The sequence below is a fragment of the Comamonas sp. HJ-2 genome (assembly GCF_053615495.1).
The window spans coordinates 94136-108440 of sequence record NZ_JBSIFD010000022.1 but is presented as its reverse complement, the minus strand read 5'-3'; the positions used below and the strand labels follow the sequence as shown (position 1 = coordinate 108440).

The 14305-nt window shown below is 62.2% G+C and carries 13 protein-coding genes; 6 read left to right on the top strand and 7 right to left on the bottom strand.

The features are described 5' to 3' along the window. Nucleotides 1–140 precede the first annotated feature (140 nt). Complete coding sequence (gene aqpZ, locus ACWGXF_RS18250; protein ID WP_003068393.1) at nt 141–839, bottom strand: aquaporin Z; 699 nt, start codon at nt 837–839, stop codon at nt 141–143. A 100-nt stretch (nt 840–939) separates the two neighbouring features. Between aqpZ and ACWGXF_RS18245 the strand changes: the two genes are divergently transcribed. Both ACWGXF_RS18245 and proC read left to right on the top strand, forming a co-directional pair. Continuing rightward, nucleotides 940–2118, top strand: coding sequence for an esterase-like activity of phytase family protein (locus ACWGXF_RS18245; protein WP_452102233.1), 1179 nt, complete (start codon nt 940–942; stop codon nt 2116–2118). A 70-nt stretch (nt 2119–2188) separates the two neighbouring features. Then, the gene (proC, locus tag ACWGXF_RS18240) at nt 2189–3028 is read left to right on the top strand and encodes a pyrroline-5-carboxylate reductase (RefSeq protein WP_452102232.1); all 840 of its coding nucleotides are present in this window, start codon (nt 2189–2191) and stop codon (nt 3026–3028) included. Between the two features lie 84 nt (nt 3029–3112). Here proC and ubiA read toward each other — a convergent pair whose 3' ends face one another. From ubiA to recG, 5 genes are all read right to left on the bottom strand, one after another. Next, nucleotides 3113–3994 carry a 4-hydroxybenzoate octaprenyltransferase gene (gene ubiA / locus ACWGXF_RS18235; RefSeq protein ID WP_039050172.1) on the bottom strand — a complete coding sequence of 294 codons (882 nt, stop codon included), beginning with the start codon at nt 3992–3994 and terminating at the stop codon, nt 3113–3115. A 50-nt stretch (nt 3995–4044) separates the two neighbouring features. Beyond that, nucleotides 4045–4893, bottom strand: coding sequence for a phosphatase PAP2 family protein (locus ACWGXF_RS18230; RefSeq protein ID WP_452102231.1), 849 nt, complete (start codon nt 4891–4893; stop codon nt 4045–4047). A 99-nt stretch (nt 4894–4992) separates the two neighbouring features. Further along, nucleotides 4993–5529: a Dps family protein gene (locus tag ACWGXF_RS18225; protein WP_003068377.1), complete on the bottom strand. Its 537-nt coding sequence runs from the start codon at nt 5527–5529 to the stop codon at nt 4993–4995. Between the two features lie 63 nt (nt 5530–5592). Then, nucleotides 5593–6561, bottom strand: a complete 969-nt coding sequence (locus ACWGXF_RS18220; protein WP_003050465.1) for a LysR substrate-binding domain-containing protein — start codon at nt 6559–6561, stop codon at nt 5593–5595. 142 nt (nt 6562–6703) lie between these two features. Then, a complete protein-coding gene (gene recG, locus ACWGXF_RS18215; RefSeq protein ID WP_039050174.1) occupies nt 6704–8887 on the bottom strand; it encodes an ATP-dependent DNA helicase RecG in 2184 nt (727 codons plus the stop codon). 148 nt (nt 8888–9035) lie between these two features. Here recG and ACWGXF_RS18210 point away from each other — a divergent pair, with 148 nt between their 5' ends. From ACWGXF_RS18210 to ACWGXF_RS18195, 4 genes are all read left to right on the top strand, one after another. Next, nucleotides 9036–10247: an HD-GYP domain-containing protein gene (locus ACWGXF_RS18210; protein ID WP_370466494.1), complete on the top strand. Its 1212-nt coding sequence runs from the start codon at nt 9036–9038 to the stop codon at nt 10245–10247. Between the two features lie 87 nt (nt 10248–10334). Beyond that, nucleotides 10335–11423, top strand: a complete 1089-nt coding sequence (gene queA / locus ACWGXF_RS18205) for a tRNA preQ1(34) S-adenosylmethionine ribosyltransferase-isomerase QueA (RefSeq protein WP_039050175.1) — start codon at nt 10335–10337, stop codon at nt 11421–11423. 126 nt (nt 11424–11549) lie between these two features. Next, nucleotides 11550–12404, top strand: a complete 855-nt coding sequence (locus tag ACWGXF_RS18200; protein ID WP_256628963.1) for a Wzz/FepE/Etk N-terminal domain-containing protein — start codon at nt 11550–11552, stop codon at nt 12402–12404. Nucleotides 12405–12529: 125 nt separating this feature from the next. Further along, on the top strand, nt 12530–13435 hold the full coding sequence (locus ACWGXF_RS18195) for a DMT family transporter (protein WP_256631287.1): 906 nt from the start codon (nt 12530–12532) through the stop codon (nt 13433–13435). A gap of 20 nt (nt 13436–13455) precedes the next feature. Here the strand turns inward: ACWGXF_RS18195 and ACWGXF_RS18190 are convergent, their stop codons facing one another. Further along, on the bottom strand, nt 13456–14193 hold the full coding sequence (locus ACWGXF_RS18190; RefSeq protein ID WP_256628964.1) for a uracil-DNA glycosylase: 738 nt from the start codon (nt 14191–14193) through the stop codon (nt 13456–13458). Nucleotides 14194–14305 lie beyond the last annotated feature (112 nt).

Below are 14305 nucleotides of genomic sequence, written 5' to 3'. Positions count from 1 at the left end.
GTTCGCTTGGAGCCTGATTCCATGAGACCTGCCTTTTTCCTTCAAGAAAAGGTGTCAACCTCGGGCAGGACGGGTCAAAGCCATCAAAAAAGGGATGCCAAGGCATCCCTTTTTGCTTGGGCAGCAGCCGCGTTGAACGCTCAGTCTTCGTCACCCAGCAGCGCCTTGTGGATCACGGCGCCGATGATGGCGCCCACGATGGGAGCCAGCCAGAACAGCCACAATTGCTCCAGCGCGATGGCCGGCCCGAACAGTGCCGGGCCGGTGCTGCGGGCAGGGTTGACCGAGGTGTTGGTCACGGGAATGGAGATCAGGTGGATCAGCGTCAGGCACAGGCCGATGCTCATGCCCGCAAAGCCCACGGCAGCCTTCTTGGTGGTGGAGCCTAGGATCACCAGCAGAAACACTGCGGTCAGCACTACTTCGGTCACCAGCGCCGCCGCCATATTGAACTTGCCCGGCGAGTGATCCCCGTAGCCGTTGGTGGCCAGATCGGCCACCTGGGCACCGGCCTTGCCACTGGCAATGAAATACAGCGCGGCGGCCGCCACAATGGCACCCAGCACCTGGGCAATGATGTAGCCGGGCAGCTCGGCAAAGCGAAAACGCCCCGCCACTGCCAGACCGACGGAAACCGCTGGATTGAAGTGACCGCCGGAGACGGGACCGAAGGCGTAAGCGCCTGTCAGCACCGTCAGGCCGAAGGCAAAGGACACGCCCAGCAGGCCGATGCCCACTTCGGGAAAGGCCGCTGCCAGCACCGCGCTGCCGCAACCGCCAAACGTCAGCCAGAAAGTACCCAGAAACTCCGCCGACCATTTTTTGACATTGGATGCCATGATTGCTCCCTATTTCCGATGGCGTTGTCCGTGCAGCCCCGCGCGGCACAGAAATGCTGGCATCTTAGAAAGCGATCAGCGAAAAGTACAAGGCACAAATGTGAACAATCCACGACAGCTCTGCCTTTGGGTCCTCTCGTTGATCTGCGCCAGCCTCGCTGCCTGCACGACGGCGTCGCTCGCACCCCACCGCATCTGCAGCACATCCGAGGCCCGGCCCTGGTCCCTGCTTGGGGAAATCCGCTGGCAGCACGACAAGCAGTTTGCCGACACGCCAGTGGGCGGCCTGTCCTCGATCGACTACGACGCGGGCAGCAATCTGTACTACCTGGTCAGCGACGACCGCTCCGCCCACGGGCCGGCGCGCTTTTACACGGCGCGTATCGAATACGACGCCAGCGGCCTGCATCAGGTCAGGCTGCAAAATGCCCGACCGCTGCTCAGCCCCGCCCAGGCCCCCTACCCCAGCCACCGCCAGCCCCTGCCCGGCATCGCGACACCCGACGCGGAAGCCCTGCGCGTGCTGCCAGGAGGTCAGTCCCTGCTGTGGAGCAGCGAGGGCGACTTCACACGCGGATTCGGCCCGCAATTGCTGCAATCAGGCAAGGATGGACACTGGCTGCGCGAATGGTCGCTGCCGCCCGAGCTGCACCTGCCGAGCAGCAAGACCCAAGGGCCGCGCAGCAACTTCACGCTCGAAGGTCTGGCGCTGAGCCAGGATGGCCGAACGCTCTGGCTGGCCATGGAGGCAGCGCTCAGACAAGACGGGGCCCTGCCCGCAGCTGACCACTCGGGCGGCCCGGTGCGCATCACCGCCTATGACATGGGCACGCGGCAGCCCGCGCGCCAGCTTGCCTATCTGCCCGATGCCCTGCCTGCCGACCTGTGGCTGCAACACGGTGCCATCAACGGCATCAGCGCCGTGCTGGCCGACGGCCCTGAACACCTGCTGGTGCTGGAGCGCTCCTTTGCGCCACCGCTGCGCTTCGGCACCCGCATCTACCGCATCAGCACCCGTGCCGACGCCAGCAGCGATACGCTGGGCCAAACCCGGCTCGTGCCGGGCAGCTACCGCCCTGCAGACAAGGAATTGCTGCTGGACCTGGCCGATGCCGGCCTGCGGTCCGTGGACAACCTGGAGGGCATGAGCTGGGGACCGCTGCTGCCCGATGGCCGACGCGTGCTGCTGCTGGTCAGCGACAACAACTTCAATCCCGCCGAAGTCACCCAGTTCGTCGCATTGAGCGAGGAGCGCGGCCGCTGCGGCGCAGGTTTATAGTGCCGTTCTGCGCCTGGAATCCGAATACAGGCTTGCCCACTTGCTGCATCGCAAAGCGAATCGAACCATCATGAGCCAGACCGACCACTCGACCTCCGTTTTCCCTCCCATCGCCTTTATCGGCGGCGGCAATATGGCCAGCGCCATCATCGGCGGCCTGATCCGCCAGGGCGTTCCGGCCCGCAGCATCACCGTGGTCGAGCCTTTTGAAGCCACGCGCGCTGCGATCAAGACCAGCTTCGGCATCGACGCCCTGCCCGCCGCCACCGAGGCCCTGCAAAACGCCCAACTGGTGGTCTGGGCCGTCAAGCCCCAGAGCTTCAAGGAAGCGGCCGCTCCCGTTGCCGCCCACACCCGCCACGCCCTGCACCTGAGCGTGGCGGCCGGCATCACCACCGACAGCATTGCGGCCTGGGCCGGCACCCACCGCATCGTGCGCGCCATGCCCAATACACCGGCCCTGGTGGGCAAGGGCATGACGGGCCTGTTCGCCCGCCCCGAGGTCGATGCCCAGGGCAAGGCCCTGATCGAGACCGTGATCGGCAGCACCGGCGAACTCAGCTGGGTGGACAAGGAAGCCCATCTGGATGCCGTGACGGCCATCTCCGGCTCCGGCCCGGCCTATGTATTCCTGTTCCTCGAAGCCATGACCCAGGCGGGTGTCGACATGGGCCTCAGCGCCGAGCAAAGCTACAAGCTGGCCGTGGCCACGTTTGCGGGCGGCTCGGAACTGGCGGCACGCTCCAGCGAAAGCGCCGAAGTGCTGCGCCAGCGCGTGACCAGCAAGGGCGGCACCACCTACGCGGCCATCACTCATATGCAGGAGCAGAAGTTGCCCGAGCATTTCATCGAAGCCATGCGCAAGGCTCAGATCCGCGCACAGGAGCTGGCCGCCGAGTTCGGCAAATAAAGAAAACCGGCCTCGGCCGGTTTTTTGGAGTCATTCAGGCATTCATCGCTTATCAGTCAAGCGATTCAAGCTATGAAAACAGGACTATTTCAACGCAAACCCTAGCGCCACACCCGCAAAGATTGCGGCGCCAATCCAGTGGCTCTTGCTGAAGGCGACAAAACAGCCTTCGCGCGTGCGGTCCTTGATCAGACTGAAATGCCAGACGATCTGGGCCGCTGCCACGCCCATGCCCAGCCAGAAGGGCCAGCCCAGCTGATAAGGAGCCAGCACCCAGGCGATCAACCCCCAGCACAGGGCAAAGAACAGCATGATCGCCGCGACATCGAAACGGCCCAGGGTGATGGCCGAGGTCTTCATGCCGATCTTGAGATCGTCATCGCGGTCCACCATGGCGTATTCGGTGTCATAGGCCAGCACCAGAAACATATTCGCCAGCCACAGCGTCCAGGCCGTGGCATTGACTTCGCCCGTCACCGCCGCAAACGCAATCACGATACCGAAATTGAAGGCAATGCCCAGAAAGGCCTGAGGCATGGCAAAAAAGCGCTTGGTGAAGGGATAGAGAATCGTGAACAACACGGCAGGCACCGACCAGGCCACGGCCTCCCAGCGTGTGGACAACACCAGACCGAAGGCCACCAGCGTGAGCACCAGGCCGACCATGGCGGCTTCCCTGACCGAGATCTGGCCGCTGGTGATGGGACGCTGGGTAGTGCGTTTCACATGCCTGTCGAAGTCGCGGTCGGCAATATCGTTGATGGTGCAGCCCGCGCTGCGCATCAGCACCGTGCCCAGCACAAAGACCACGAGCAGATGCCAGCCCGGAAAGCCCTGGCCGGCCACCCACAGTGCCACCAGCGTGGGCCAGACCAGCACCAGCCAACCCGCGGGGCGGTTGAAGCGGATCAGATCAAGATACAGCGACAGCTTGGAGCGCGGCGAAGCAGGGATGGAGGCGGACATGAGACGGGTTCCGAAAGGCAGGAGATCACGACCGGGCCCCCAGGCCACGATCAGCGCAGCGGCAATTGTGCCTCGGCCTGCGGCGGCCCGATGGCGCCGCCCCCATGCTCGACACGGTCTGTCAACCAGAGCACCAGGGCCGTCCAGCCCAGGCCCAGGCACAGGCCCGCCAGCACATCGCTGGCATGGTGCACGGACAGCAGCACGCGGCTCAAGCCCGTGCTCAGGGCCAGCAGCGTGGCCACCGCAAAGATCCAAGTCCGCCAGCGCCTCGGCAGGTGACGAGCGGCCAGCCAGGCCAGCATGCCGAAAATCGCTGCCGTGCCCGCGCTATGGCCGCTGGGAAAGCTGAAGCCGGCCTCATGCACCAGCCCGTCCAGCGGGCGCGCGCGCTGCATGGTCCCCTTGATGAAACGCACCCACAGTCCGGTGCCGGCCACCGCCACCACCCAGCTCAGCAGCTGCAGACCCTGGCGCCGCCACAGCAGCCACAGGCCCACAACCAGACTCAGCAACCCCATGACGCGCAAATCCCCGAGCAGGGTCCATGCCCGCACCAGAGGCTGCAGCATGGGCGGCAGGGCCGCGCTCACCGCGCGCTGCAGCTTCAGGTCCAGGGCCATCAGCCCCTGAGGCGGCAGCACCGACTGGGACTGGTGCACGCCGACGCTCAGCAGGGCCAGAAGCACAGCGGCCAGTGCCGCCACCGCCAGCAAGCGACCGCCATCCGGCCTGAAGTCCGCGCTGCGGTCCTGCCACAGCCACTCGGCCCGGCCCTGCGCACGGCAACGCAGCATGTATGCCCCAACCAGCAATAGCAGCAGCAACACCCAGATGACATGGCTGTCCACCCATTGCGCCAGCAGGACCACGGGAGTCGCTGCAGAAAACACAGACATTCCTTTCAAAAGCAAAAGCGAAGAAGCCCTGACGGGCCTCTGGAGGCTAGCCCGTCAGGGCTTGGGGAAGACCGGGACGAGCTGCTGCCGCGGCGCGACTCACTCCTCGAGCAGGGAGCGCAGCATCCAGGCAGTCTGCTCGTGCACGGCCAGACGCTGGGTCAGCAGATCGGCCGTAGGCTCGTCGCCGGCCTTGTCGGCACGTGGGAACAGCTGGCGAGCCGTGCGCGCCACGGCCTCGTGGCCCTGCACCAGGATGCGCACCATCTCCAGGGCCTTGGGCGGCTGGGCCGGGGCATCGGGCAGGCTGGTGAGCTTGCCGAACTGGGCATAGGAGCCAGGTGCATGGTGGCCCAGTGCGCGGATGCGCTCGGCCACGGGATCGACGGCATTCCACAGCTCGGTGTACTGCGCCATGAACATGGTGTGCAGCGTGTTGAACATGGGCCCCGTGACATTCCAGTGGAAGTTGTGCGTGGTCAGGTACAGCGTATAGGTATCGGCCAGCAGCGCCGACAGCCCCTTGGCGATGGCGGCGCGATCCTCGTCGCTGATGCCGATATGGATGCCTGCGGGCACCTGCGGCGCGGCGTCCGACTTTTGTTTCTGCGATTTGTCCTTGCCTTGCTTGGTCATGCACTCACCTTTCAGGTTTAACGAATCCAGGCTCCCGCCCTCTTCGAGCCGCTAAAGCCACGCTTATTGCGACAGGCGCTGCACTCCCGGCAGCGGGCAGGCGTAGACGGCATTGCGCAGTGCGGCAATCGCCTCATAGCGCGTGAAGCTGCGTCGCCAGGCCAGCACCACACGGCGGGTGGGCGGCGCAATGCCGTCTTCCTCATGAATCGGAAGATAGCGAATATGAGGCTCATCGGCGCGGCGACGGCGCTCAATGGGAGCCAGTGCATCCTCGGGCACGGACAGTCGCGGCACCAGAGTCACGCCCATGCCGGCGGCCACCATATATTTGATGGTTTCGAGAGAGGAACCTTCGAAGGTGCGGCGAATGCCTTCGGAGTTGCTGGCATAGCGCGCGAATTCGGGGCAGACCTCGAGCACATGGTCGCGGAAGCAGTGCCCCGCGCCCAGCAGCAGCATGGTCTCGTTCTTGAGATCCGTGGTGGACAGGCTTTTCTTCTGCGCCAGCGGGTGGGTGCTGGGCACGGCGGCCATGAAGGGCTCGTCGTACAGCGGCGCCAGTGCCAGACCGGTATCGGGGAAGGGCTCGGCCATGATGGCGCAGTCGATCTCGCCCGTGCGCAGCATCTCCAGCAACTTGACGGTGAAGTTCTCCTGCAGCATCAGCGGCATCTGCGGCGTCATATTGATGGAGTTGCGCACCAGATCGGGGAGCAGGTAGGGGCCTATGGTGTAGATCACGCCCAGGGTCAGAACGCCTGACAGCGGGTCCTTGCCACGCTTGGCAATTTCCTTGATCTCATTGGCCTGCTCGAGCACGCTTTGGGCCTGGCGCACGATCTCCTCGCCCAGCGAGGTCACCGAGACTTCACCGGCACTGCGCTCGAAAATCTTGACATCCAGCTCTTCCTCCAGCTTCTTGATCGCCACGGACAGCGTAGGCTGGGACACATAGCATGCTTCGGCGGCGCGGCCAAAGTGCTTTTCCCGCGCAACGGCCACGATGTACTTCAATTCGGTAAGAGTCATAGAGAGGGGGTCTTTGGGATTCTCAATAACAGCATTGATTCATCCTGTTTTTGCATTCAATCACAAATTGCCAAGGCAAAAGATTACATATATTCCTGCAAAAACGTAACTCTTTACGTCTTCAAACGCAGGTTTGGGTATTTCAGGCCTTTAAATATTCGGCCTTTCCACCCAGCCAGCGGCTGACATGGCGTGCAGCCAGCGCAGGAAACTGCTCAAGCATAAGCGGTGCCAGCTCGCGCGCCCAGTCCAGCAGCATCACGTCCTGCTCGAGATCGGCAAAGCGCAACATGGGTGCGCCCGACTGCCGGGCGCCGAGAAACTCGCCCGGGCCGCGAATCTCCAGATCCCGCCTCGCGATCTCGAAACCGTCATTGGTCTCGGCCATGGCCCGCAGGCGTTCCTTGCCGGTATCGGACAGGCGCCCGTTGTCATTGACCGAATACAGCAGCACACAGGCCGAGGCTGCAGCGCCGCGCCCCACACGGCCGCGCAACTGGTGCAGCTGCGAGAGGCCGAAACGCTCCGAGTGTTCGATCACCATCAGCGAGGCATTGGGCACGTCCACACCCACCTCGATCACCGTGGTGGATACCAGCACTCCCATGACGCCGGCAGAAAACAGCTCCATCACGGCCTTTTTCTCGGCCGTGGGCATGCGCGAGTGCAGCAGACCCACCATGACACCAGGCAGCATTTCGCTCAAATATTCATGGGTGGCCGTGGCATTCGACAGATCCAGCGCCTCGCTTTCCTCGATCAGCGGGCAGACCCAGTAGACCTGGCGCCCGCTGGCGACCTGGGCGCCGATGCGCTCGATCACCTCGTCCTTGCGGCTGTCCGAGATCAGCTTGGTGACGATAGGCGTGCGCCCTGGCGGCAGCTCGTCGATGGTGGAGACATCGAGGTCGGCGTAATAGCTCATGGCCAAGGTACGGGGAATCGGTGTGGCGCTCATCATCAGCAAATGTGGCTCCATGCCCGTGGCCGCGAGCTTTTGCCGAAGCGCCAGACGCTGGGCCACGCCAAAGCGGTGCTGCTCGTCGATCACGGCCAGGGCCAGGTTCTTGAACTGCACCTGCTCCTGAATCACTGCATGGGTGCCCACGACCAGCGCCGCCTCGCCGCTTTCCACCAGCGCCAGCATCGCGGCGCGCTCCTTCTTTTTCTGGGCGCCGGCCAGCCAGGCGACCTTTTTGCCCAGCGGCGCCAGAATCGGCTCCAGCCAGCCGACCAGCTTGCCGAAATGCTGCTCGGCCAGGATTTCGGTCGGAGCCATCAAGGCGCATTGCCAGCCGGCCTCGATACAGGCCACGGCAGACAGTGCTGCCACCACCGTCTTGCCCGAGCCCACATCGCCTTGCAGCAAACGATGCATGGGAATACGGCGTTCCATATCGGCTCGAATCTCTCCCACCACTCGCTGCTGCGCCCCCGTCAGGCCAAACGGCAGTTGCGCCAGAAACTGCTGGGTCAAATCCGCCATGCCGGCCTGCGGCCTGAGCACGGGCGCGCGCAAGCGGGCGCGCTCGCGCTTGGCCTCGTACTGGGACAGCTGCTGGGCCAGCAACTCTTCCGCCTTGAGTCTTTGCCAGGCCGGGTGGGAATGGTCCTCCAGCGTGACCAAGGCCACATCGGGCGTTGGATGGTGCAGAAAAATGAGCGCATTGCGCAAGTCATATGCCGGCTGCAGTCCATTTTGACCATAGAACTGCGCAATGGGAGGCGACTGCCCCGGTGGCAAGGTCTCGGACAGATCGGCACGCAACAGCGCCGAGGCGATGGCCCGGCGCAGATAGGCCTGGGGCAAACTGGCAGTGGCGGGATAGACCGGTGTCAGCGCCGTGGGCAGCTCGCCGCCCGCCACCCGGAATGCAGGGTGCATCATCTGCCGCCCCCAGAAACCGCCCTTGACCTCGCCGCGAATGCGCAGGCGCGCCCCGGGCGCCATGGTCTTTTGCTGTGACGGATAGAAGCTGAAGAAGGTCAGCAGACAGGTGCTGCTGCCGTCATCCACGGTGACCTTGAGCATGCGCCTGGGGCGCAGCTGCACCTCGCTGTGCGTGACCGTGGCTTCGATCTGCACCGTCTCGCCATCACGCGCGTTCTTCAGCGGCACGATGCGGGTTTCGTCCTCATAGCGCAGCGGCAGATGCAAAGCCAGATCGATATCGCGCGTCAATCCCATCTTCTGCAAGGCCTGCTGCGCAGGGCTGACGGTCTTTTTGGGAGCGGCATCCTGGTCCATGCCCGCCTGTTTCTCACGAGCGGCAGCGCGCTTGACAGCAGACTTCGGCTCGGTAACAGGCTTTTTTGACACAGACAACTGAGACTCCTTGACTACACTCCCCGCGACAGGGAAAGCAATGTATGTATATACAGCATATTCAGGTTCGCAAACAACTGCCGCCAGCGCAATAACGTCAAAATCGCTACCATTCTCAAATTGTTACTATGTGTTTCCTCGTAAATCCATGTTGAAGCGAGTTGATGTCGAGCACCTGCGCCCGGGGATGTTTGTGCACGAGTTCTGCGGCTCGTGGATGGAGCACCCCTTTTTGCGTACCCGCCTCCTGCTCGATCAGCCCAGGGACCTGGAACGCCTGCTTGCCACCACCATCCGCCAGGTGTGGATAGACACCGGCAAGGGGGCCGACATCGCCCCCGACATCACGCCCGCAGAAGTCTTGGAGTCGCCAGGCGACGAAGCTGTGCCCAGCTCGCCGGTACGCCCCACCAGAACCAGCGTGGAGTTGCAGCAGGCCCATCAGATCATTGGGCAGGCACGTGATGTGCTCAAGACCATGTTCAAGGACGTTCGCCTGGGCCGTCCGCTGGACCTGCCTGCCTCAGGTCTGCTGGTCGACGAGATGGCCGAGTCGATCAAGCGCAACCCCCACGCCCTGATCAGCCTGGCGCGTCTGAAGACTGCGGACAACTACTCCTATATGCACAGCATTGCGGTGTGCGCGCTGATGATTGGTCTGGCACACCGCATGGGTCTGGACGAGCACCAGGTGCATCAGGCCGGTATCGCAGGCCTGCTGCACGATATCGGTAAAAGCAGAGTACCGCCGGATATTCTCAACAAGCCTGGGCCGCTGGATGCCGAGGAATGGGTCATCATGAAGTCCCACCCTCGCTGGGGCTACGAAATCCTGTTGCCCCAGGGGCTGGACGACGCCGTTACCGACGCCTGCCTGCATCACCACGAAAAAGTCGACGGCACGGGCTATCCCGACGGACTGAAGCAGGACGAGATCAGTCTGATGGCGCGCATGACGGCAGTCTGCGATGTCTATGACGCAATCACCTCGGATCGCCCCTACAAGCAGGGCTGGCACCCGGCCATCGCGCTGCAGCGCATGGCGCAATGGGCGCCCCATCATTTCGACAAGGCCATCTTCGAGCAGTTTGTCCAGACGGTGGGCATCTACCCGCTGGGCTCGCTGGTGCGGCTGCAGTCGCAGCATCTTGCCGTGGTGCTGGATGTCTCGCCGACCTGCTTGCTGACCCCGAAAGTGCGGCGCTTTTACTGCCTCAGCCAGCAGCGCCGCATCACACCCGAGATTCTCGATCTGGCTTGCCCCCTGGCCAACGACAGCATCGTCGGGCGCGAAGACCCTGCCGACTGGCCCTTCAGGAATCTCAACGAGCTCTGGAATCCAGCCGCTGCTCAGCCCTGAAGCCGGCAGCCCTAATGGCGATTTGCGACAATCACCCACTTGTTTGATTGAACTTGGAACGGGCCTCGTACGGCCCTCAAGCACCGCATGTCTTCCTGCACCCGTGAATTCACACTCAGCGATTTCGACTTCGACCTGCCCGAATCCCTGATTGCCCAGCATCCCACCGCCGTTCGCAGCGCCTCGCGCCTGCTTGACGGCCGCAGCCTCCCTCCCACCGACCGCATCTTCCGCGAACTGCCCGATCTGCTGCAGCCCGGCGACCTGCTGGTCTTCAACGACACCAAGGTCATCAAGGCGCGCGTCTTCGGCGAAAAAGCCAGCGGCGGCAAGATCGAGCTGCTGGTCGAGCGCGTGCTGCAGAACAACGAGGTCGTTGCCCATATGCGCGTGAGCAAAAAGCCCTTGCCCGGTGCCAAGATCCATCTTTGCGGCGGCCTCAAGAACGGAGGGTTCGAAGCCACCCTGCTGGGCCGCTGGCCGGACGAGAACGGGCCGCTGTTCCATCTTTCCTTCAAGGGCAACCAGGGCGAATCGCCCTATGAATTGCTGGAGCAGTTCGGCCACCTACCGCTGCCGCCCTATATCGAGCGCCAGCAGAACGCCGAGCACGACCCTGATGAAAAAGAAGACAGCGAGCGCTACCAGACCGTGTTCGCAGCCCACCCTGGTGCCGTAGCCGCACCGACCGCCGCCCTGCATTTCGACGAGACCGTTCTGGCCGCCCTGCAAGCCAAGGGCGTGGAGCGCGCCAGCGTCACCCTGCATGTGGGAGCCGGCACCTTCCAGCCCGTCAAGACCGAAAACCTTGCCGACCACACCATGCACAGCGAGTGGTATGACATTCCCCTGCCCACATTGGCCGCCATGGAGCGCTGCCGCCAGCGCGGCGGCCGCATCATTGCCGTGGGCACCACCACGGTGCGCACGCTGGAGTCCTGGGCCAAGTACGGCAATATCAGCGGCGACACCAGCATCTTCATCACACCGGGCTTTCAGTACCAGGTGGTCGACATGCTGATCACCAACTTCCATCTGCCCAAAAGCACGCTGATGATGCTGGTCAGCGCTTTTGCGGGCTATGAGCACATCATGGGCATGTATCAGCATGCGATTGCCCAGCATTACCGCTTCTTCAGCTATGGAGACTCCATGCTGCTGGAGCGCCGGCGCTGATCTGCAACACATTGGAGCCGCTGTGCCGGCTCCTGGCATAAGGAGTTACAGAAACACTGGGTCCAATCTTTTCTTAGTGGTAGATTTCATCGTTTTGTCAAAGTGCTAATTCATTTAGAAAAATCGATGGAAGTTCAAACCCCACAAGATGAAGAGCTGGATCTGCTGGATCTATTGGTCACACTCGCAGAAAACTGGAAAATTCTGATTTTCGGCCCGTTATTGGCTGGCATTGCGGCTTACGGAATCGGTCTGGTGATCCCCAAGACCTACGAGAGCAGCGCATCGGTTCAGGTGGAGCGTCCTGGCTCCAGCTTTACCGCCCCCATGGCCGCCAGCCTGGCCATGTCTGCAGACGTGCTGCACCAGCTTGCCCCCGTTGCGGGCCTGGACGATGGCCTGACCAAGGAAGAAATCTATAAAAAGCTCAGCAAGCGCATCACCGTCAATGTCGGCAAGCAGGACAAGCTGCTGAATATTGCAACGCTGGCCAAATCACCCGAAGCGGCTCAAAAGCTCAACCAAGCGCTGCTGGACACCTTGTTTCCCCTGAGCAGGCCACGCGGTCTGGAGAAAAAGCAGCTGGAAGTGCAACTGGCCTCCGAGAAGACACGCCTGGAGGAGTCGCTCAAGCTGGAGCATGACACTTCTGCCAATCTCTCCTCCGGGAAAAGTGTCACCGAAGCCACCAGCCGCCTCTATGGCGAACTGCTGACCGCCAACAGCAATCGCCAGAAGGGGATTCTGGACATGGAGCGTCGCCTCGGCGGTCTGGACAACGACGATGTGATCCAGATGCCGACCCTGCCCGAGCGCTCCATCAAGCCCAAGAAGCCCATGCTGGCCATTGGTGCTGCCGTGGGCACCGGTTTCCTGCTGCTGCTGTTTGTCTTCATCCGGCAAGCGCTGCGCACCGCCAAGGAGTCTTCAACCGAGCAGGCCGAAAAAATTGCGCGTATTCGTAACGCCATGCCCTGGTAATCCTTCATCACCCCAGCCAGTGCCCGCACCTAACAGTGCGGGCATTTTTATGGGCGTCACAACCAGAGCCGACAACTTCATCCCCCTAGAATTCCTCGCTTCTCTTGTCGCAAATCGCTACGGACATGCTCCCCAGCTGGCTCTCTCCCACACTTTCCCCGTCAGCACAGTCTGCCATCCGCGGTGTTCTGCTCACCATATTCGCCTGCGCGCTGTTTGCCGTTCTGGATAGCGCCACCAAGTTCACAGGAACGCTGCTTCCGGTTCTTATGGTTTTGTGGCTGCGCTTCACGGCCCAGGCCCTGGTCACCAGCATGCTGGTTTTGCCTCGGCACGGCCTTTCGGCACTGAGAACCCGTAACTTGAGCTTTCAGCTTCTGAGAGCGATCTCGGGGCTGTTGACCACGGTCTGCGCCTTTTTCTGCATAAAGAACATGCCTTTGGCCAATTTCACGGCCATCTGGTCAGCGGCTCCGCTGTTTATCGTGGTGGCCTCGGCGCTATTTTTCAAAGAGCAGGTCAGTCCTGCCCGTTGGTCGCTGCTGGTGATCGGTCTGCTGGCAGTGATTGCCATCGTCCGACCGGAAAACGATGGACAGCCCTTGGGCCTGGCCGCTCTGTGGCCTGTTGGTCTGCTGGTATCGGGCACCACCTACCAGGTCCTCGGAAGTCGCCTGTCGCGCCTAGATTCACCTCCAACCACCCAGCTTTACTCGACCTGGCTGCCCTTGCTGCTGACCACGCCTCTCATAGGCTTTGTATGGCAGCCCATCGATGACTGGCAGATCTACGCAGCAGCAGCTGTGATGGGCCTTTGCAGCGGCATTGGCCACCTGATGCTGCTGCAGGCATACACACACGCCACGCCCGCAACCGTGGCGCCTTTCCTCTACAGCCAGATCGGCTTTGCCATGCTGATGGGCTGGCTGTTTTTCGGGCAGCTTCCCGACAGCACATCGCTGCTCGGAATGACGGTGGTGACGCTCAGCGGCCTGACGGGCGTCTGGCTTGGAATCAGGGAAAAGCGCTGAGACAGCCCAATCTGCCCATCTCAATAGCCGTGTCTGAGCTTGAACTCCCTGGCCTTGCCGAAGTGTCCGTTACCGATAAAGGGCACGGGAGGCCTCAGGGCCGATAACGGTGAAGGGTGATTGCTCATCAGCACCAGATGGCCACGATCCTGAGGAATGAACACACGCTTGGACTGGGCGTGCGAGCCCCAGAGCATGAAGACCGTGGGCCGCCCCTGCTCTGCCACCTGGCGGATGATGGCATCGGTCAGCTCTTCCCAGCCTTTTTTGGCATGGCTTGCGGCCTGCCCTTCTTCCACCGTCAGGCTGGTGTTGAGCAGCAGTACACCACGTTGAGCCCAGCTCACCAGACTGCCACCAGGCTGGGGAAACGCCGGAAACGGCGTGCCCAGTTCGCGCTGCATTTCCTTGAAGATGTTCTGCAACGATGGCGGAACGCGCACCCCGGGTGCTACAGAAAATGCCAGACCCTCGGCCTGCCCACGACCATGATAGGGGTCCTGCCCCAGGATCACGACACGCACCTCCTCGGCGGGCGTCAATTCCAGGGCCCTCAGGGGCTTGGGTGGGAAAATCACGGCCCCTGCATCCAGTCTTTGCTGCAAAAACTGCAGCAAGCCCTGGCCTGTGCTCCTTGCAAAGAAAGAGTCGACAACGGCTTGCCAGTCTGGCGAGACAGGCCAGTCCTGCGGATCTGCACTCATCAACTGGGTAGGCGCAGCGGTGTTAGCACTCATGCTCTGGCTAGTGAAGTTCATGCCTGGATTTTCTCAACTTCCAGAGTCATCTCGAATGATTCCCTCAAGGGTTCTCACCTATTTCTAGGCTCAAAATACCTGATTTCAGTGAGTGACACATTCTGACAATTTG